The organism is Megasphaera elsdenii DSM 20460 (genome assembly GCF_003010495.1).
Lineage (GTDB): Bacteria > Bacillota > Negativicutes > Veillonellales > Megasphaeraceae > Megasphaera > Megasphaera elsdenii.
In genome coordinates this window covers 1854964-1874614 of sequence record NZ_CP027570.1, presented here as the reverse complement: position 1 = coordinate 1874614, position 19651 = coordinate 1854964, and the positions used below count along the sequence as shown (strand labels likewise).

General features: G+C 51.6%; 17 protein-coding genes. 6 read left to right on the top strand and 11 right to left on the bottom strand.

Annotation, left to right across the window (positions count from 1 at the left end):
* Positions 1-147: 147 nt before the first annotated feature.
* Together C6362_RS08950 and C6362_RS08945 are read left to right on the top strand one after the other, a co-directional pair.
* Positions 148-1059, top strand: coding sequence for a LysR family transcriptional regulator (locus tag C6362_RS08950; protein ID WP_014016983.1), 912 nt, complete (start codon positions 148-150; stop codon positions 1057-1059).
* A 5-nt stretch (positions 1060-1064) separates the two neighbouring features.
* Positions 1065-1454, top strand: coding sequence for a hypothetical protein (locus C6362_RS08945; RefSeq protein WP_014016984.1), 390 nt, complete (start codon positions 1065-1067; stop codon positions 1452-1454).
* Positions 1455-1611: 157 nt separating this feature from the next.
* Here the strand turns inward: C6362_RS08945 and C6362_RS08940 are convergent, their stop codons facing one another.
* The 3 genes from C6362_RS08940 to C6362_RS08930 are packed head-to-tail and all read right to left on the bottom strand — an operon-like array spanning position 1612 to position 4099.
* The gene (locus C6362_RS08940; protein WP_014016985.1) at positions 1612-2298 is read right to left on the bottom strand and encodes an HAD family hydrolase; all 687 of its coding nucleotides are present in this window, start codon (positions 2296-2298) and stop codon (positions 1612-1614) included.
* 36 nt (positions 2299-2334) lie between these two features.
* Positions 2335-3531, bottom strand: coding sequence for an acetate/propionate family kinase (locus C6362_RS08935; RefSeq protein WP_014016986.1), 1197 nt, complete (start codon positions 3529-3531; stop codon positions 2335-2337).
* A 31-nt stretch (positions 3532-3562) separates the two neighbouring features.
* Positions 3563-4099, bottom strand: coding sequence for a hypothetical protein (locus C6362_RS08930; RefSeq protein ID WP_014016987.1), 537 nt, complete (start codon positions 4097-4099; stop codon positions 3563-3565).
* A gap of 260 nt (positions 4100-4359) precedes the next feature.
* Between C6362_RS08930 and C6362_RS08925 the strand changes: the two genes are divergently transcribed.
* Positions 4360-5571: a tRNA(Met) cytidine acetate ligase gene (locus C6362_RS08925; RefSeq protein WP_014016988.1), complete on the top strand. Its 1212-nt coding sequence runs from the start codon at positions 4360-4362 to the stop codon at positions 5569-5571.
* A gap of 114 nt (positions 5572-5685) precedes the next feature.
* Positions 5686-6948, top strand: coding sequence for a sodium/glutamate symporter (gene gltS, locus C6362_RS08920; RefSeq protein ID WP_014016989.1), 1263 nt, complete (start codon positions 5686-5688; stop codon positions 6946-6948).
* Positions 6949-7489: 541 nt separating this feature from the next.
* Here gltS and htpG read toward each other — a convergent pair.
* From htpG to C6362_RS08900, 4 genes are all read right to left on the bottom strand, one after another.
* Complete coding sequence (htpG, locus tag C6362_RS08910) at positions 7490-9439, bottom strand: molecular chaperone HtpG (protein ID WP_014016990.1); 1950 nt, start codon at positions 9437-9439, stop codon at positions 7490-7492.
* Positions 9440-9826: 387 nt separating this feature from the next.
* Positions 9827-13045, bottom strand: a complete 3219-nt coding sequence (locus C6362_RS08905) for an ESPR-type extended signal peptide-containing protein (RefSeq protein ID WP_014016991.1) — start codon at positions 13043-13045, stop codon at positions 9827-9829.
* A gap of 39 nt (positions 13046-13084) precedes the next feature.
* A complete protein-coding gene (locus tag C6362_RS11820) occupies positions 13085-13243 on the bottom strand; it encodes a hypothetical protein (RefSeq protein ID WP_014016992.1) in 159 nt (52 codons plus the stop codon).
* Positions 13240-13542, bottom strand: a complete 303-nt coding sequence (locus tag C6362_RS08900) for a hypothetical protein (RefSeq protein ID WP_014016993.1) — start codon at positions 13540-13542, stop codon at positions 13240-13242. The genes C6362_RS11820 and C6362_RS08900 overlap by 4 nt, the downstream gene beginning before the upstream one ends.
* A 214-nt stretch (positions 13543-13756) precedes the next feature.
* On the opposite strand from C6362_RS08900, the gene pckA reads away from it, so the two are divergent.
* Positions 13757-15343, top strand: a complete 1587-nt coding sequence (gene pckA, locus C6362_RS08895; protein ID WP_014016994.1) for a phosphoenolpyruvate carboxykinase (ATP) — start codon at positions 13757-13759, stop codon at positions 15341-15343.
* Positions 15344-15487: 144 nt separating this feature from the next.
* On the opposite strand, the gene C6362_RS08890 is transcribed toward pckA, so the two are convergent.
* On the bottom strand, positions 15488-16303 hold the full coding sequence (locus C6362_RS08890; protein WP_014016995.1) for a hypothetical protein: 816 nt from the start codon (positions 16301-16303) through the stop codon (positions 15488-15490).
* 169 nt (positions 16304-16472) lie between these two features.
* Between C6362_RS08890 and C6362_RS08885 the strand changes: the two genes are divergently transcribed.
* Positions 16473-16946 carry a CBS domain-containing protein gene (locus C6362_RS08885; RefSeq protein WP_036203949.1) on the top strand — a complete coding sequence of 158 codons (474 nt, stop codon included), beginning with the start codon at positions 16473-16475 and terminating at the stop codon, positions 16944-16946.
* Positions 16947-17179: 233 nt separating this feature from the next.
* On the opposite strand, the gene C6362_RS08880 is transcribed toward C6362_RS08885, so the two are convergent.
* The 3 genes from C6362_RS08880 to C6362_RS08870 are packed head-to-tail and all read right to left on the bottom strand — an operon-like array spanning position 17180 to position 19276.
* The gene (locus tag C6362_RS08880) at positions 17180-17842 is read right to left on the bottom strand and encodes a TatD family nuclease-associated radical SAM protein (RefSeq protein ID WP_014016997.1); all 663 of its coding nucleotides are present in this window, start codon (positions 17840-17842) and stop codon (positions 17180-17182) included.
* 44 nt (positions 17843-17886) lie between these two features.
* Positions 17887-18708, bottom strand: a complete 822-nt coding sequence (locus C6362_RS08875; RefSeq protein ID WP_014016998.1) for a pyridoxamine kinase — start codon at positions 18706-18708, stop codon at positions 17887-17889.
* 13 nt (positions 18709-18721) lie between these two features.
* The gene (locus C6362_RS08870) at positions 18722-19276 is read right to left on the bottom strand and encodes an ECF transporter S component (protein ID WP_014016999.1); all 555 of its coding nucleotides are present in this window, start codon (positions 19274-19276) and stop codon (positions 18722-18724) included.
* Positions 19277-19651: the final 375 nt, after the last annotated feature.

Genomic DNA, 19651 nt, shown 5'->3' with positions numbered 1-19651 from the left:
CAAGTTAATTATATGCCTAAGTAATGCTAAATTCAATAGGAATGTGATGCTAGTTTATGCATCATTCAGTGCTATTTTGTAAACGTATACCGATCGAGTGTATATTAAAGGCCCGACTCGGTGTACACCATTAGTGGAGGTGTTAGTATGGATTTTCATCATCTTAAATACTTTGTCGAAGTAGCCGACAAGAAATCATTCAGCAAAGCGGCGCGGACGCTGCACATTTCCCAGTCCGCCATCAGCCGTACCATCAAAGCCCTGGAAGAAGAATTGGGCGTCGTCCTCTTCATGCGCAATGCCAAAGCCGTCGAACTCACCGATGCCGGCACGATCTTCCTCTCCCACGCCAAGCGCGTCGTCTTCATGTTCGAACACTTGAAGACGGACTTCGAAAACGAATTCAAGTTGGAACAAGGGACGGTCCTCATCGGCCTGCCGCCGATCACGGGCGCTCCCATCTTCGCCAACCTCCTCGGCGCCTTCAAGCAGGAATACCCGCAGATCGAACTGGATCTCTACGAACACGGCTCGAAGAAAGTCGAAATCAGCGTCCAGGAAGGCCTCATCGACTTGGGCATCGTCTGCACGCAGCCGAAGGAAAAGGATTTTGAATCGTTCTTCCTGACCCAGGACCCGATGAACGTCATCATCCACCGGGACAACATCCTGTCCAAGGAAAAGACGATTCCTCTCAAGAAGCTGGCCAATGAATCGTTGGTCCTCTACCGCGACGACTTCAACCTGCACGATGAAATCATCCAGCACTGCAAGAAGATCGGCTTCCAGCCGAAGATCGTCTTTGAAACGAGCCAGCGGGACCTCATGATCCAGACCGTCGTGGCCAACCTGGGCGTCGCCCTCCTGCCGAGCCGCCTGTGCCCGACGAAGGAAACGAACCCCCGCGTATCGGAATCGGTCGTCGTCCGTCCCCTGGTCGAACCGGAAATCATGCACGTCCTCTACGTCATCTGGAAACGGGGCCACTACCTCTCCCATGCCGCTCAGTTATGGCTCGACTTCGTCCGCAATAAGGCCCGCGTCATTTCCAACTTATAGGCGCCATGGACAGACATAAGTCCCCGGCCTTCCTGGCCGGGCTCCGCCAAAAGGAACAGCAGGGCGGTGCCGCCCTTTCCCACCTGCGCCGCCGTTTCTGCCAGGCCTGGCGCGGTCTCCCCAAGGCCCAGAAGTGCGTCGTTCTCGTCGCCCTTCTGGAGTTCCTGTGGATCGCCGCCCTCCAGTTCCAGGTCTATGAGCTGGCAGACACGATCTCCATGCAGCGTGTCCGCATCGCCCAGCTGGAAAAGCAGGCTAAAAAACAAAATAATATGTTATATTCTGCTTCACAAACACTGGATGATATCGAAAAAAAATGGCATCGCCTCAATTTCCGTGTCCTGGAAAACACCTGGCGCATCGAAGAACCCGAAAAAGACCCGGACTCCTTATGAGTCCGGGTCTTTTTCGAGTTTGATGTTAAAAGTTTGATGTTTGATGCGGATGGTTTTAAATTTAAAGGCCCTTACATCAAACATCAAACCTCAAACAAAAAAAGGGACCTCGCATGATAGCCGAAGCCTTCGTGCGACAGTCCCTTTCTATGTGTGCTTAATTTTCGATGATTTTCAGGAAGGTTTCCGGTTCCGGCAGAGAATGGAGCAACTTCCAGGGCGCGCACTGGGCCAGTTCCTCATAGGAATAGCGGCCGGTGGCCACGCTGACCGTGCGGGCGCCGATGGCCTTGCCGCACTGGATGTCATACGGCGTATCGCCGATGACATAAGCCATCTCGATGGCGTCGCCCCAGGCTTTCTTGGCAATGGCCAGGGCATTGCGGGCCAGATCATCGCGATAGTAATAGTTGAAGGCGAAGCCGGAATGAGGGAAATCAAAATACTGGGACAGGCCGAAGACGTCCATCTTCATGCGGGCGCCAGTGGCACTGTTGCCGGTCAGCAGGAGTTGCTTATATTCCTTGCACTGCTGGAAAAAGGCCAGGTTCGCTTCTACCTGAGGCAGGACGACGCCTTCGTCAGCCTTGCGCTTCAGCCATTTGAGGAGCTTCTTTTCGTAGCCCCGGCAAAAAGCGTGGACTTCTTCGTCTGTCGGCATGATGCCCGTCGCTTTGTACAAGAGCTGCTGGCAGATGAAATTATCCGTCCGGCCGCCGGCGGCGATTTTGGGCACGGGCACGTCCGTACCTTTGAGGTCATGGAAGACTTCTTCAATGGCATATAAGCCGGCCCGGCCTGTATTCAATAAGGTTCCGTCAATGTCCCAGTATAGTAGTTTCACCGTATTCACTCCCTCTGCGGGCACGCACTTGAGTCATTACTGTTTGGATACGATTTCCTTCGTATCGCGGGCGATCATGATTTCTTCGTTCGTCGGGATGACGTACATCTTGACCGTCGAATCGTCCGTGCTGATGAGGGCATCTTTGCCGCGGACGTCGTTGCGCTGCGGGTCGAGTTTAGCACCGAGGTATTCCAGGCCTTCTGCAATGGCAGCACGGTCTTCGATACCGTTTTCGCCGACGCCAGCCGTGAAGGTGATGACGTCTACGCCGCCCATAGCGGCTGCGAAAGCACCGATTTCTTTGCGGACCTGATAATGGAACATGTCGAGGGCGAGCTGAGCGCGTTCATTGCCTTCCTTAGCTGCTTCGCCGAGGTCGCGGAAGTCGCTGGATACGCCGGAAATGCCGAGGACGCCGGATTTCTTATTCATGAGCGTATCCATTTCTTTCGTCGAAAGGTTGTGGTTGTCCATGACGTTGAGGACGATAGCCGGGTCGATATCGCCGCAGCGGGTGCCCATGAGGACGCCGGCGAGCGGTGTAAAGCCCATAGTCGTGTCGACGCATTTGCCATATTTGATGGCAGCCAGGGAAGAACCGTTGCCGAGGTGGCAGTTGATGATGCGCAGTTTTTCGACCGGTACGCCCATGACTTTAGCGACTTCGCCAGCTACATAGCGATGGCTCGTGCCGTGGAAGCCATAACGGCGGATGTGGTCTTCCGTGTAGAGTTCATACGGCAGGCCATACATGAAGGCTTTTGCCGGCATGGTCTGATGGAAAGCCGTGTCGAAGACGCCGACCTGGGGAACGCCAGGCATGATAGCTTTGCAGGCGTTGATGCCGATGATGTTAGGCGGATTGTGGAGCGGAGCCATAGCCGAGCATTTTTCCAAGGCTTTCATGACTTCATCCGTAATGAGCGTGGAAGCCGCAAATTCTTCGCCGCCATGGACGACGCGGTGGCCGACAGCATCGATGGCATCCATGGATTTGATGACGCCACATTCAGCATCGGTGAGGATGTCGAGGACAAGTTTGACAGCGACTTTGTGGTCCGGAATGGACTGTTTGATTTCTTTTTTCTGGCCATTCCATTTGTGTGTCAGCTGCGAATCGGGAAGGCCGATTTTTTCGACCAAACCTTTTGCCATTACTTCTTCATTGTCCATGTTGACGAGCTGGTACTTCAAGGACGAGCTGCCGCAGTTTACAACCAATACGATCATGAAAATTTACCCTCTTTCATTTGTCTTAGAATTATTTGAGCTGGCCAAATACGTGGTCAACTACTTCTTTAGCCAGGGCATCGCCGTCTCTGTATATGTACATGACGTGCCATATCTGGCCATTATCTTCAAAGAAGAGACTCCGCGCAGTGATTTTGACCGGCTGGCCGTTGAGCGGTTCCGTATAGGAAGCGTTGACAACGGTGGCCTTACGGCCGCTTTCTTCCGCGTCGGTGACCTTCGTTTGCAGATCAGAAAAATCCGGTGTCTGTTTCAGCATGGCAATGTACTCTTCTGCCATGGCTGCAGGCGTCGTTTCGCCAGCCGTTTCGGAGACAGCGATGACATTGATGTGCTTATCGTTGTTAATGTACATCACGCCTTCACCATTCTGGCGGTTTACGCGCCCCAGGTCGAACGGCGTCATGACATACACTTCCGAATTGCCGGCTTTCAGCTGGACATACCCGAAACTGTATTCTTCGAGCATCGTCATGTTGCCGCATCCGGACAACAATACGACAGCTGCGGTCATGGCCGCAACTGCTAATAATTTCAATCCTTTCATGCAATCACCTATTTATGCTTTCTACAGACTAGGTTCATTATAGCATAAAAGATTTATAGCGTCACCTAAAAAAAGCGACGAATTGCAAATACTTTCGCCCCTTCCCTTGTCCCTAACGAGTATACACCATTGACGTTTCAATATACCGCCCGTATACTTAACGTAATAAGCTATACTTTTTATAAAAAAATGCGTCCCATAAATACAGTGATGCCATACTCGGCGTCAATATTGTGAATTTTAGAACTTATGGAGGTCTTATGGAAGCTGTCGCCATCATTGCCGAATTTAACCCCTTTCATACCGGTCATGCCTATCTCATCCGCCAGGTCCGGCGCTTATCCGGGACCGATGCGGCCATCGTCGTCATCATGAGCGGCGCCTTCGTCCAGCGCGGTGAACCGGCCTTTTTCGATAAATGGCACCGCGCAGCCTGGGCCATCGAGGGCGGCGCCGATGCCGTCATCGAACTTCCGGCCGTCTATGCCCTGTCCAGCGCATCGGGCTTTGCCCTGGGCGGCGTCACCTTAGCGGCCCGGCTGGGCTGCCAGTCCCTGGCCTGCGGCGTCGAGGCGGGGACGGCCGAGGATTTTCTCTCCCTGGCCCGCCGGGCCGATACCCTGGAAATCGGCCCGGAGACGGCCAAAAAAGGTTCGGCCGGTCAGGCACGGACCGACGCACTCATGGCAGCGGCCCCCGACGAGGCCCGGCTCCTGGAGCAGCCCAATGCCCTGCTGGCTTTTGAATACGCCCGGGCCCTCTTGAAGCAGGAACGGCCCCTGTCCTTCCTTCCCCTGCCCCGCCAGGGCCGCCATGGCGATACCGGCCTCGGCGCCACCTTTGCCAGCGCCTCCGCCCTGCGGCAGGCCATGACCGACCATCCAGGCGATGAGAAGCCTTATATATCCTATATAGTAGAAAGAGTCCGCCCGTCCCTGCAGGACCAGCTGACCTTGGGGGCCTTTACAGATTACCGCCGTTACGGCGATTTCGTCGCCGGCCAGAACCGCCTGCTCACGCCGGACCAGCTGCGCCGCCTGCCGGCCTTTACGGAAGGCCTGGAAAACCGCTGGTACCGCGCCTTCGCCGAAGCCGGCGATTACGACCAGGCCCTGAAGCTCATCAAGACGCGGCGCTATGCCTACAGCCGCCTGTGCCGCATGGGGGCCTATACCCTCTTGCAGCCCTCCCGCCGACTCATGGACCAGTCCTACGAGGCCGGCCCGCAGTACGCCCGCCTCCTGGCCCTCAACGGCCGGGGCGCAGCCTTCCTGAAAGGCGCCCGGGACAAGCTGGCAGTCATCACCAAAATCCGCCAGGACCTTTCCAAACTGACGCCGCTGGGCCGGGAACAACTGGCCTTGGACCTGCGGGCCAGCGATGTCCAGTCATTCTGTTTTTCTAAAGAAAATCAGCGCAAAGGCCATCAAGATTATTATCATTCACCTATTTTTATAGGTATTCAAAAATAATATATGCTATATACCTAAAAAATCAAAAAGTTTTCCTATTTTCACAATTGTTTTACAGCCTAAAATCTGTTATGATATGTATTGTATTTTTAAAATTATAAGGAGGTTTTCCGCGTGTCTTTAAATCTTAATATCTATCAGACCCTGGCTGCGGCCATCGTCGTCTACTACGTCGGCGTCTTCTTGCGCGTCAAGATCAGCGTCCTTCGTAAGTATTGTATCCCGGCGCCCGTTGTCGGCGGTATCTTATTTGCTATCATCAATTGCATCTTATATACGCAGGGCATCTGGAAGTACGAACAGGATACGATCATGCAGAACATCTGCATGATGCTCTTCTTCACCAGCGTCGGCTATACGGCCAGCATCAGCCTCATCAAGCGCGGCGGCGTCATGGTCTTCAAAATGGCCATCGTCACGACGATTTTAATCGTCTTCCAGAACATCATCGGCTCCGGCCTGGCCATGGCCTTCAACCTGAGCCCGCTCCTGGGCCTGGCAACGGGTTCCATCCCCATGGTCGGCGGTCATGGTACGGCAGCGGCCTTTGGCCCGCTCCTGGAAAGCATCGGCCTCGACAGCGGCGCTACCATTGCCGTCGCAGCCGCTACCTTCGGCCTCGTCGCCGGCGGCGTCATCGGCGGCCCGATTGGCGAAGAACTGGTCCACAAATTCCACCTGGTCAGCTCGGCCGAATCGGAACGCTTCGACCCGTCCTTCAATGCTGGCACCGTTTCGAAACTGAAAGCCGTTGCCGGCAATAAGGAACGCGCAGAAAACGCCATCAAGATTGAAAATAAAATCGGTCAGACCATCGACAACTACCGCTTCATGAACGCCATGGCCCACCTCTTCCTGGCTATGGGCCTGGGTACCCTGGTCAGCGGCTTCTTCAGCAGCATCGGTCTGGTCTTCCCGGGCTATATCGGCTCCATGATCGTCGCTGCCATCATCCGCAATATCGCCGACTTCACTCACGCCTACAAAATCTACCAGCGTGAAAGCGAAGTCCTGGGCAACCTGAGCCTGACCGTCTTTTTGACCTGCGTCCTCATGAGCCTGAAACTCTGGCAGCTCGCCGATCTGGCCATCCCCCTGGTCGTCATGCTCCTCAGCCAGGCCCTGTTCATGGCCCTCTTTGCTTACTTCATCGTCTTCCGCGCCATGGGCAAGGATTACGAAGCAGCCGTCATGACCAGCGGCGTCTGCGGCTTCGGCCTCGGCGCTACGCCGAACGCCATCGCCAACATGACGGCCATGACCGAACTCTTCGGCCCGGCACCGACGGCCTTCTTCGTCATCCCCCTCATCGGCTCGCTCATCATCGACCCGGTCAACGCCTCGATCATCACCATCTTCATCAATATATTCCACTAGTAGGGGCTAGTGGTTCGTGGTTCGTGGTTCGTGGTTCGTGGTTCGTGGTTCGTGGTTCGTGGTTCGTGGTTCGTGGTTCGTGGTTCGTGGTTCGTGGTTCGTGGTTCGTGGTTCGTGGTTCGTAGTTCGTGGTTCGTGGTTCGTAGCTCGTAGCTCGTGGTTCGTGGCTCGTGGCTCGTGGCTAGCAGTTAGCCGCGGTCCCATGGACCGCTTTCGTAGGGGCCGTCCTGAAAGGCGGCCCGTATCTCGTGGCTCGTGGCTAGTAGTTAGCCGCGGTCCCATGGACCGCTTTCGTAGGGGCCGTCCTGAAAGGCGGCCCGGCTCTCCTGCTAGGAGAGCTGTCAGCGCAGCTGACTGAGAGGTTAATCGGTGAACTGCGGCCTACGAATTGCGGTGTCAGTTTGCGGAATTCCCACAAACGGGCCGCCTTAACAGGACGGCCCCTACGGCAAAAGGGCTTGTCGCATATGCGACAAGCCCTTTTGCTGGAGGAACGTCCCTTCCGGTCACACACCGGGAGGGGCTTTTTTTGTATGGAATTTTATTTTGCCATCAGGCTGGCTACTTTATTGGCGAAAGCCACGGGGTCGTCAGGCATGATGCCTTCCAGGAGCAGTGCCTGATCGTAGAGGAGGTTGCAGTAGTCCTTGAAGGACTGGCTGTCTTTACCCTGGTCGTGGACGGCAGTCAGTTTGCCGAACAGTTCATGCTGCGGGTTGATTTCCAGGATGCGGCGGGCCTTGAGCATGGGGTTGTTGGCAGCGGCAAAGGCCTGTTCCATAGCCAGGGACGGGCCGGCAGCGTCGGCGACGAGGCAGACGGCACCGCTCTTCAAGCGGTTGGACAAGCGGACATCGGCCACTTTATCGCCCAAGAAGTCTTTCATATCCTTCAAGAGGCTTTCATTATCCTTAGCCAATTCTTCGTTCTTCTTCTTTTCTTCTTTGAAGGCGTCGTCTTCCAAGTCCAAGTCGCCACGGCTGATGGAGTGGAAGCGGTGGCCTTCGTATTCACCGATAGCTTCAACGGCAAATTCATCGACTGGGTCGGTCATGTAGAGGACTTCAATGCCCCGGTCGCGGAGCATTTCCATCTGCGGCAGGCCTTCGATGGCTTCTTTGTCCTTGCCCGTGGCGTAGTAAATCTTCTGCTGGCCGTCTTTCATGCGGTCGACGTATTCCTTGATCGTGCACAGTTTGCCATCTTTCGACGACATGAAGAGCAGCAGGTCCTTCAATTTTTCGACGTTGTTTTCACCGGTCATCATGCCGCTGTAGACGCCGATTTTCAGGGATTTGCCGTATTCAGCCCAGAACGTTTCATATTTTTCACGGTCTTTTTCCAGATTCCGCTTCAACGTCTTGAGGATGGTCTTTTCCAGGTTGCGACCGATGAGGCTCAGTTCGCGGCTCTTCTGCAAGAGTTCACGGGAAATGTTCAGGGACAGGTCCGGCGAATCGACGAGGCCCTTGACAAAGCGCAGGTAATCCGGCAGGAGGTCCTTGCATTTATCCATGATGAAGACGTGGCGCGAATAGAGCTGGATGCCCGGTTCATAGTCGGCATAGTAGAGGTTGAACGGAGCCTTGCCCGGGATAAACAGGAGCGCCGTGTAATCGACGGCCCCTTCGACGCGGTTGTGGAAAATTTCCATCGGTTCTTCCCATTCATAGAACTGGTGCTGGAAAAATTCCTTATATTCTTCCGGCTTGATGTCCGATTTGTTGCGCGTCCACAAGGGCTGCATGGAGTTCAGCGTCCGCGTTTCCGTGTGTTCTTCTTCCGGTGCGTCTTCGATGACCTTGCCATCGGCATCCTTCGGTTTTTCCTTGGCCGTGAAATCCATGGTAATCGGGTAACGGATATAATCGGAATACTTCTTGACCAGGCTCTGGAGGGTCATCTTGTCGGTGTAGTTTTCTTCGCTGTCATCACCGTAGAAGTCCTTGCCCAGGCTGAGGATGATCGTCGTGCCGTGTTTCGGTTTCTGACATTCTTCCAGGCTGTATTCACCATCGCCTGTGGATTCCCATTTATAAGCCTGTTCTTCGCCGGCCTTGCGGGTGACGACGGTGACTTTATCGGCGACCATGAAGGCCGAATAGAAGCCGACGCCGAACTGGCCGATGAGGTCCTTGTCCGTGCTGTCTGCATCCTGGGATTCCTTCAGTTTTTCCAGGAAAGCCTTGGTGCCGGACTGGGCGATGGTGCCCAGGTTTTCCATCAAATCCTGTTTGTTCATGCCCAGGCCGTTATCGGAGATAGTCAGCGTGTGGGCATCGGCGTCAGGCGTCAAATGGATTTCAAAGGCCGTGTCCCCTTCGAGGAGGTCGCCGTTGGTCAGCGACTGGTAATGCAGCTTGTCGATAGCATCGGATGCGTTGGAAATCAGTTCGCGCAGGAAGATTTCGTGGTTGGTATAAATAGAATGGACCATCAAGTCCAGTAATTGTTTCGTTTCAGCTTGAAATTCATGGGTTTCTTTCGCCATACTCAAACACTCCTTTATATGATTCTGCCGTAGTGGCGGATACCTTCAGGTACCCTTACACCAATATCATACAGCAAAAAGTCAAATAGTCAAGTATTTTTTAAGAATTTGACCTTTATCGTGTATCCAGTATGCAATTTGAAATAGTGTACCAGATTGTATTATACTATATTTAGCATGTTAGTATGATAAAAAAACAAGTAAATCTATAGAATACCTCATCACTTACACTTCCATGTTAATTCGCATTTCTCCTGGTATTATATCATATGTATCAAAGATTAGAATCAGGCAACAAGCAACCAACAAAAAAAGAACGATGCATCGAGAAAATTTTTCTCTTTGCATCGTTCTTTTTCCTATCCGTTATTCAATGGTTCGTTAAGCTTATTTATTTTTGTTTTCTTTGACTGTGCGAACACGCTGAATCGTCGGATTGCCTGCTTTGTCTTTTGCTATCGTATCGACAGTGAAGTATTCTAATTCATGCGAGAATTCGCTGAGGATCTTGTCGGACAAGACAGCGCCTTTTGTCATGGCACGATACAAGATTGCTGCAAATTCATACCGCGTCATCGGGCGGTCTCCGTCAAAGTTGCCATCCGGATAGCCTTCGATCATGCCGTTGCCGGCCAGCTGTGCTACGTATTCGTAAGCCCAGTGATTCTGCGGTACATCCGGGAAGAGCTGCAGTTTGGATGTATCTATCTTCTTACCTGCATTGGCATCGAGCATGGCTGACTTCATAGCTTCCAATTCACCGCGCAGTTCTTTAATTTCCTTCGCCATCGCTACACGAGAAGTCGATACATGACTGCTTCCGGAACCTAGTTTGAAGCTTACGCCGGCATTAACCATGTTTTCGCCATTACCAAAGGTACCGCCTACAGAGAACATCGTGTCTTCATTCGGACGATAGTATGCCCCAACAGCAGCTGCATTGGCGCCGCGGTAGTTGCCATAGCCTGCCGCAAAGTCCCACTTCGCATCCGGATCAAAATCCAATGGATGTAATGCTGCCAAAGCCGCAGCACCGGCACCGACTTTGTTGACACGGTTATCGAGGTCAGAAATACGACCATTCATATGGTAAATAGATTCCGTGTTGGCCGTTACCTGGTTATCCAAAGCCGACAAGTTTTCACCAGCCGTGTTAGACTTTTTGACGAATTTGCCGTCTTTTGCAACTCTCGTTTCGTTATAGAGCTGACCGCCATTAACGGCATCGGTAGAGCCTTTTTCCACTTTGCCGTCTGCTACATTGGTAATCTTTAGGTCATTAGCATTCAGACCACTATCGCTTACATAGGTCTTGCCATTAACCTTTAAGCCGTCATTGCTGATAGAGGTTTGACCTGCGGTTACAGCAGTTGCGGTTACGCTTACGTCTTTACCAACCTTCAAGCCATCGTTGTTCATTACGGTTTGGCCAGTGGTTACGGTAGTTGCTTTTACAGTATCAACGTCTATGTCTTTCTTCAGCTCTACCTTATAGTTTGCTGCTTCACCTTCTTTAGCAGTGTTGGTAACAATAATATTGCTGCTGCCTTCTACTTTAGTGTGCTTAGCTGCAGTTGCTGCTACGTCGGTAAGTTTTTGATCCAGTTTGCCGATTGCGGTAGTAGTGCTATCGCCATCTGCAATATCACCTTTTTCTACCTTGCTGTACTGCAAATCGCCAACCTTCGTGTCCAGCTTACTGTTCAGGTTGTTTACAGCGTGAACAACAGTAGTATGGCTGCCGTCTTGGTTCTTAATATCGCTGGCAATATTATTAACATCGCCTACGTCACTTGCTTTGGCTACGTCGGTAATGGTTACAGTACCGGTTACCTTACCTTCTTCATTAACAATATCCATAGATACGCCCTGAGATTTATTGCCAGTGCTGTCAGTTACTTCGCCAACTGCATAGTTGCCACTCTTAATATGCGTATCGTTAGCTGCAACATAATCCTTCAGCTGGCCTACGTTTACAGCATCGGTCTTTTCAACGCCTGCTGCTACACCGGTAATCTTGCTGCCTGCTACATTCAAGCCACCGCTGATGGTTGTTCCGTTTTCACCAAGCATGATGGATTTTGCACTATAATCAGCACCGATATAGCTCATGCCAATACCGCTGTTAGTAATTGCAAAGTATTTATTACCATTGGAAATGATGATGCTATCTTTATTCAAGTTAATTTTGGAATCTCCATTGGCAACAGAGGTAATATCAGTCAAATCGCCTGCAACATTAACCTTGTAATCAGTCTGGCCGTCTTTAACTGTAGATTCAACTGTTGTATTCTTACCGTTAGATAAGGTGGTATGTTTACCTGCTTCGGTTGCTACAGCCTGCAGTTGGTCTTCAGTTGCAGCTCTGCCGGAAGTAATGCTGTCTTTATTCCAAGTAGTATTGGTAAGACCGGTTACAGTACCATCAGTACCATTAATAGTTACGGCATGAGTTCCACCAATTGTTACGCTATCCTTCAAGGAGATACCATAATTTGTTACATTAGTTTCATCATCAGTAGTTGTATTAAGATTAAAGTTGCCATCTACAGATACACTTGTGCCTTTAGCATTTACGGTATAAACTGTGTGTCCGTCGTCGGTTGCGTTTGATGCAACTACAGAAGCGATGTTGGTACCCTTAACTACCTCTGTCTTAGCAGCTGCACTTACCTTATTCAACTGGCTTACGTTTACAGCGTCATTATCAGCAATACCATTTGCTACGCCGGAAATCTTGCCGGTATTGTCAATGGTAACCTTATTATTAAACTTGATGCCATCATTTGCAAAGCTGATGCTGCCTGCGCCTTCACCTGCGCCGGTGATGGATTTGATATCCTTCAGCTCATCGTTCACATCAACCTTGTATTCCAGATGACCATCAGCAGTAGTCACAGGGTTCACTGTTGTATTCTTACCGTTAGACAAGGTAGTATGTTTACCTGCTTTTATACCATAAGATTTTCCATTAATAGTTAATTTTGTGGCGTTTCCGCTATCATCTGCCTCTGCCGTAACAACAGAGCCTGTCTGAAATTTTTGAGATTCGTTTCCAACTGTAACAGTTACTGCTGTATCTTGACCGTTAACACCACCGTTTCCAGTTAAAGTAATATTATTTTGAACGCTACTCCCATCATTACGTATCAAGGAAATTGTTCCCTTATTCGTTTCCTTATTCATGGTTACATTTTTAATGTCCTGATCATAAAGCAATTTATCATTCTCAACTAATCTATCGACAACTTTATTAATGTCCCCAATCGTCAATGTTGTATTATACGTCAACTCACCACATTCAGCTGTATGACCATGAACCCAACTACCAGGACGATAATGGCTTAAATTAGGATCATTTAACTTCGTGGTTTCATCTGTTGTATTGTTATATACAATAGTTTCTTTTGGCTCTTTTACACTTGTATCTACATTATCAGCAGCATATATAACGCCTGTCCCGATAGTTAGCATAGTTGCTGCCATAACAGCCGCTACAGATGCAGCTTTACGGCTTGAACCCGTTTGATGATTTTTAGCAAATTCCGAAGCTACAACATAGCAATTTCTTGCTTTATTCCACACGACTTTGTATATTTTATTCATATAGATATCCTCCTTCTTTTATACGTACTTTTTCAGGTATTATTTCTGTTCATACGAAACTTTCCGCCGTTTATTAAACCAACGTTTTCGGCAGTCATCACAGCAAAAAGTCCGATGCCGGTCTTTGGGGGTCGTAACGATGACGATTTTCCCACATTCCCGGCAGGTAAATTCTTTGCCGCAAACAGCACATTTCATACGAACATGGTCATGCTCCTGTCATTCCATACTGAATGGCAGACAGGTGGTAACCAATAATTGGAAATAACAAACGAATGCAAACATGCCAAAAAGGAGAGTATATGCCTACACTGTCCTTCTTTATATCTATATGAAACAAGACGCACCCATTCCTGGGCCTGTTTTTTTATATATGTGCCTTTACTATCTTGTAAATCCCCCCCTGTATATTGTTTAGCCGTCACCTCTCTGCCGATATGCATGATGGCCGTAAAACTAGTTGTAAAGTAAGAAATCATCATTTGGACAGGATACATGATTTTCACCCCCCTTACATTTTATGATAATTTTATTATAATATAATTATAGCATAATATGGAAGGAACGGCAAGATATCCGGAAAAGCTATATATATATATATACATACTTTAGTATATATATAGTTTGCAGTTTAAAATAGATAGTTGTTAAGTCGGGCCGCCCGTTTCGGAGCGGCCCCTACGAACTGAGAATCTCAAAGGAGTGATCAATATGCAACATACTTATGGCTTAGACCGCATCGGAGTGATAAATCCAGAAGTAGTATACCGCAATATGTCACCGGCCTGGCTAACGGAGCAAGCTCTGTTGAATCAGGAAGGCGTCCTCAGTGATACAGGGGCCCTAGTCGTACGCACTGGCAAGTATACCGGCCGGGCACCGGATGATAAATTCATCGTCGACACGCCGTCTATCCACGATTACATCGCCTGGAACAATATCAACCGGCCCATTTCCAAAGAAAAATTCAACGCCATCAAGAGCAAGATGCTGGCCTATTTCCAAAACCGGCCCCTGTACCTCTTCGACGGCTTTGCCGGTGCCGACGAGCTATGCCGCAAGAAATTCCGCGTCGTCAATGAACTGGCCAGCGAATGTCTCTTCATCCGCAACCTCCTCATCCGGCCGACAGCGGAAGAGCTGGCCCAGTACGGTGAACCAGACTTCACCATCCTCGTCGCCCCGGGTTTCCAGTGCAATCCCCAAGTCGACGGCACGCACTCGCAGGCAGCCATTCTCGTCGATTATGAATCCCGTATGGTCCTCATCGCCGGCACGCGCTATGCCGGAGAAATCAAGAAGAGTGTCTTCTCTGTCATGAATTACTTTCTGCCTAACGAAGGCGTTCTGCCCATGCACTGCTCGGCCAACATGGATCCGGTCACTAAGGAAACGGCTATCTTCTTCGGCCTGTCGGGCACAGGCAAGACGACCCTTTCGGCCGATCCGAACCGCAAGCTCATCGGCGACGACGAACACGGCTGGTCGTCACGGGGCATCTTCAACTTTGAAGGCGGCTGCTATGCCAAATGTATCAACCTCAATCCGGAAAAAGAACCGTACATCTATAACGCCATCAAGGCCGGCACCCTCGTCGAAAACGTCGTCCTCGATGAAGACACGCGCCATCCCAACTATTTCGACAGCAAGATAACCGAAAATACGCGGGCCGGCTACCCTATCGACTACATTCCCAACGCCGCCCAACCCGGCAAAGGCGGCATCCCGACGGTCATCATCTTCCTCACGGCCGACAGTTTCGGCGTCTTGCCGCCCATTTCACGGCTCAGCAAAGAAGCGGCCATGTATCACTTCGTCACGGGCTTTACGTCAAAAGTCGCCGGTACGGAACAAGGCATTACCGAACCGATTCCGACCTTCTCGACCCTCTTCGGCGAACCCTTCATGCCCTTGGCGCCGGACATTTACGCCGGTATGCTCGGCGAACGCATCGAAAAGTACAATACCAAGGTCTACCTGGTCAATACGGGCTGGACCGGCGGCCCCTATGGCATCGGCAGCCGCATGGACCTGAAATACACGCGGGCCATGATCACGGCCGCCCTGAACGGCTATCTCGACGACGTCCCCTACCGCCATGACCTGCGCTTCAACGTCGACATCCCCCAGACCTGTCCCGGCGTCCCCAACCAGATACTCAACCCGCGGGCGACGTGGGACAACAAGAAATCCTACGACATCATGGCCAAGAAAGTCGCCGCCATGTTCTATGAAAACTTCAAGACCAAGTACCCCGACATGCCCGAAGAAATCATTGAAGCGGGCCCGCGGGTGTAGTCGTTCGCAGGCCGCAGCGACATCCATGATGTCGCACCGTAGGGGCCGTCCTGTCAAGGCGGCCCGCCGTAAAATTTAAAAGCACTCACTAAAAACTATAAACTGCAAACTTAATACTCGAAAAATCGACGATGGTCAAAGCTATTAGCTGATAGTGACTGTTTCGACTTCTCCCAATGTGACGGGGCCGCCGATGAAGATCTGCTGCAAGTCGCCTTTTTCGCTGACTTTGGCAGCAATGGCCAGGGTCCCGCCAGGCTGTTTCATGTAGCAGGCCACGTTCTTATGGGTCGTGCAGGCCAGGGCCGCGGCGACGGCAGCCGAGCCACTGCCGCAGCTGTTTTCCCAATAGAGGGTATCCGTATCGCGGACGTAGACGGCGGGGATCATTTCCCCTTTCTTCGTATCGCAGAGGACCAGGCCGTAAGCCGGCAGGTCTTCGCCGTCGACATAGTCCTGGAGAATGGTCCAATATTTTTCTTTATCCAGGCCTTCCAAGGACGGGACGAAGTGGACGAAGTGCGTAATGCCCGGCAAATCGACGCGGAAAAAGCGGGCCGGGAAATCATCGACAGCGATGAGGATACCGCTTACGTCTTCGGGATAAGGCATTTCAATGAAAGCTTCATAAGTCCCCTCCCCTTTTCGGGCCACTTTGGCCGGCAGGACCGTATCGCAGCCTGAACAGGACACGTCGTACACGCCTTGTTCCCCGCCATCACAGGCCAGGGCCCAGGCCGCCGCCGACCGCGACGCATTGCCGCAGAACTCGCCGCCCATCATATCGACGCGCAGCGGCTTTCCCGCTTCACGGCTCACATAGCCGACCTGTTCCGCCTCGATGCCCGGCAGGGCCAATAACTGCGCCGCCAGGGAACTATGCTGCGCCTTCGCTACCGGCGTCAGCACCAAAATCGTCGTATTGCCGCTAGGGTCGGCCACTAAATAATCTATCGTCATGTCTATCGCTCCTTTAGTCTAGTGAAATATGCATTTATTATACCATGATTTGGCGAAGAACGCAGGCCGGCGGGACGGCGATAGCCGTCCCTATATTCCCAAAATATGGTATAATATAAATGAATAGGAGGCATGCTCCCATCGAATTTGTGATAAAGGGGTTGATCTTATGTCGAAAACGGCAGCAGATATTATGGAAAAAAATGTCATTACGGCGCAGAAAGATACGTCCATTTTTGATCTCGTCGATATGTTCGTAGAAAACAACGTCAACGCCATCCCTATCGTCCAGGACGACAAGGAAATCATCGGCATCGTCACCGACGCCGACCTCTTGTATAAGGAAGTCAAGCCCTGCGTCCCGCAGTACGTCAACCTCCTGGGCGCCAACATCTATTACGGCAACCTCAAGGAATACCAACAAGGCTTCAAGAAACTCTTCGCCTGCACAGCCGAACAGCTCATGACCAAAAAAGTCATCATGGCCGGCCCGGATGCTACCATAGAAGACCTGGCCAGCGTGATGGTCGCCGAACACCTGAAAGCCATCCCTATCGTCAAGGACAAAAAACTCCTAGGCATAGTAGAACGAAAGAACATCCTCAAACAACTCTATAACGAATACGGAGATAATGGGCAGTGAAAAAAGGTCTTGTCGCACGTGCGACAAGACCTTTTTTAGTGGCTAGTGGTTAGTGGCTAGTGGCTAGTGGCCCGGCTCTCCTGCTAGGAGAGCTGTCAGCGCAGCTGACTGAGAGGTTAATTCTCGTCCTCTACGGAATCGCATGCTTTACATTGCTGGCTATCCACTACAAACCCATTATGGCAGCGGGCTCGCCACGCGCGAGCCCCTACATCGTCATTTATTCTGCAAACTTATTTATCCTCGTACACGCGGACGCGGAGGCGGAGGCCCAGTTTATCACAAATGGCGCGGCACTTCTTGATTTCTTCGCTGTCTTCGACGTGGTCGACGACGGTGAGGACGACGTTAGGAACGTACTGTTTGCAGTCGACGGCGAATTTGAGCATGGCGTCATAGGACTGGATACCGAATTTGCTGCGCGTCAGTTCCAGATAGCGTTCCTTATTGGAGGCATTCATGCTGATAGAAATGGTATCTAAGATGCCGCCGCCAAAATTCGGTGCCGTATCGCGGCCATAGGCCAAATCGGATAGGCCGTTGGTATTGACGCGGGTCTTCATGCCGGGATGCGTGTCTTTGACGTATTTCAAGAGGGCCGTCAAATCATCGAGGCGCTCTGTCGGTTCGCCGAAGCCGCAGAAGACGACTTCGTTGATGTGGTCCCAGGGAGCACCGTCGAGGGCTTTCTTCACTTCATCCACCGTCGGTTCCCGCTTCAGCCACAGTGTCTCATTTTCGGCCATCTTCTTCATGGACCGCAGACAGAACGTACAGGAACAGGTGCAGCGATTGGTCAGATTGACGTACATGCTCCACTGTCCTTCAGGCTTCATCTTCAAGCCATCTTCGAGATCTACATATTGTCCTTGTCCTACTACCGTATAAACAATCATGATACGCTATCCCCTTTTTTGTCAATTTGTGTATCTTTTAAATCTCATCGCAGCGTCGTCAAGTATTCTTCAAAGGCCAGGCCGGCGTTATGCGGCAAATCCAAGGTTTCTGTATAGGCCATGACGCGGCAGATGAAATCCGACGCTTTCTGTACGGCCTGTTCCAGGCTTTCGCCGCGGACGACGGACGCCGAGACGATGGCCGCAAAGACATCCCCTGTCCCGCTGCGGTCGCTGCCGATTTTTTTCGCTTTGACCCAGCTCGTCCGGCCGTGGTCGTAGATGAAATTGCCGATATACGGCCCGTCGTGGATGCCCGTCAGGATGACGCCCTGAGGCCCCTTTTCGGCCAGAGCCTGGGCCATGGCCAATAAATCGGCTTCACCAAGGTCGCGGTCCGACCGATAAGGCAGGCTCAAAAGTTCGCAGGCTTCGGTCACATTGGGCGTCACCACGTCGGCATAAGCCAACAGGCGCCGCATTTCGTCGCACATTTCCTGCGTATACGACGGGTACAGCTGGCCATCGTCGCCCATGACCGGGTCGATAAAGGCCAGGGTCTGCGGTCCTTTGAAGTCGTGCAGGAAATCGAGGACGATGTCGATCTGCCGGGCCGAGCCGAGGAAGCCCGTACTGATGCCGTCAAAGGTCAGGCCGTTCTTCTTCCAGCTCTCGATATACGGCGTCATGTGATCCGTATAGTCGTCGAGATAATAATCGTGGAAGCCCGTATGGACCGACAAGATGGCCGTCGGCAGGATACAGCCCTGGACCTTCAGGGCCGACACGATAGGCAGGGCCACGGCAATGCTGCAACGGCCATAGCCGGTGACATCATTGACCAGAGCCAGTTTCTTTTGATGCATATACAATCATTCCTTATCTTTTCAGGCTATAACCATAACCACGGAATCTAGCCTTGATCAGACAAGCAGCCAGGGCATAGGCGGCAATCATATTGACGACGCCTTCCCCGATGAGTCCCGGTACCATCGGGATGCCGACGGCCCAGCTGCCGTAGAGGAGACTGCCCGATACAGTATAAGACAGGACCATCCAGGCAGCAGATAAGAAAAAGCCGAAGAAGACGCGCGGTGACGTCAGTTTCCATTCCCTTTTGTCCGGACGGACCGTATAAAAGACGGCTTCGACCATGACGTACTTGATGATCAGCGTCGGGATGATCCAAAGCGGAAAACCGCCGATGAAATCAGACAGGGCCGAGCCGACAGAAGCGGCCAGGGCTGCCTGGCGGCGCGTACTGAACAGGACAGACGCAAAGATAATGGCGTCCCCCAAATGGGCATAGCCCAGGGGAATCGGGATCTTCGGTACAAAGGTAAGGACAAAGACCAGGGCCGTCAAAACGGCAGCATAACAAAGACTCCCAGCCGAAACGGCTTGCTGTTTGTTTTCCATAGAATATGATGACATGTGAAATCCCCCTCACGGATTAGAAGTTTCACACATTGGCCAATGTATGGTTATGATTAATCTGTACCCTATTTTAGGGTATATTCAGCCCATTGTAAATGGGACAGATTGAACTTTTTCTGTCTAACAGAAAAAGTTCAATCCGTAGGGGACGTCCCAAAGGGCGTCCCGCCTGAATCCAATAGAATAAATCCGTAGGGGCTTGCCACGTAGAGGCCCCTACAAAATCAAAACGGGACCGTGCATGATGACATATGTCTTCGTGCACGGTCCCGTTTTTATACGAACCGCTCAATCGCATCAGCTTGCAGGATTCCCACAACGGGCCGCCCTTTGGGACGGCCCCTACGGCGACATGATTCATGTCGCTGCGGC

Coding starts and splice junctions, on each gene's coding strand:
- C6362_RS08930 (WP_014016987.1), bottom strand. CDS start 4,099: ATGAAAGGATTGAAATTATTAGCAGTTGCGGCCATGACCGCAGCTGTC.
- C6362_RS08875 (WP_014016998.1), bottom strand. CDS start 18,708: ATGCATCAAAAGAAACTGGCTCTGGTCAATGATGTCACCGGCTATGGC.
- C6362_RS11820 (WP_014016992.1), bottom strand. CDS start 13,243: ATGAAATGTGCTGTTTGCGGCAAAGAATTTACCTGCCGGGAATGTGGG.
- C6362_RS08900 (WP_014016993.1), bottom strand. CDS start 13,542: ATGTATCCTGTCCAAATGATGATTTCTTACTTTACAACTAGTTTTACG.
- C6362_RS08935 (WP_014016986.1), bottom strand. CDS start 3,531: ATGATCGTATTGGTTGTAAACTGCGGCAGCTCGTCCTTGAAGTACCAG.
- C6362_RS08890 (WP_014016995.1), bottom strand. CDS start 16,303: ATGACGATAGATTATTTAGTGGCCGACCCTAGCGGCAATACGACGATT.
- C6362_RS08925 (WP_014016988.1), top strand. CDS start 4,360: ATGGAAGCTGTCGCCATCATTGCCGAATTTAACCCCTTTCATACCGGT.
- pckA (WP_014016994.1), top strand. CDS start 13,757: ATGCAACATACTTATGGCTTAGACCGCATCGGAGTGATAAATCCAGAA.
- htpG (WP_014016990.1), bottom strand. CDS start 9,439: ATGGCGAAAGAAACCCATGAATTTCAAGCTGAAACGAAACAATTACTG.
- C6362_RS08870 (WP_014016999.1), bottom strand. CDS start 19,276: ATGTCATCATATTCTATGGAAAACAAACAGCAAGCCGTTTCGGCTGGG.
- C6362_RS08945 (WP_014016984.1), top strand. CDS start 1,065: ATGGACAGACATAAGTCCCCGGCCTTCCTGGCCGGGCTCCGCCAAAAG.
- C6362_RS08885 (WP_036203949.1), top strand. CDS start 16,473: ATGTCGAAAACGGCAGCAGATATTATGGAAAAAAATGTCATTACGGCG.
- C6362_RS08905 (WP_014016991.1), bottom strand. CDS start 13,045: ATGAATAAAATATACAAAGTCGTGTGGAATAAAGCAAGAAATTGCTAT.
- C6362_RS08880 (WP_014016997.1), bottom strand. CDS start 17,842: ATGATTGTTTATACGGTAGTAGGACAAGGACAATATGTAGATCTCGAA.
- C6362_RS08950 (WP_014016983.1), top strand. CDS start 148: ATGGATTTTCATCATCTTAAATACTTTGTCGAAGTAGCCGACAAGAAA.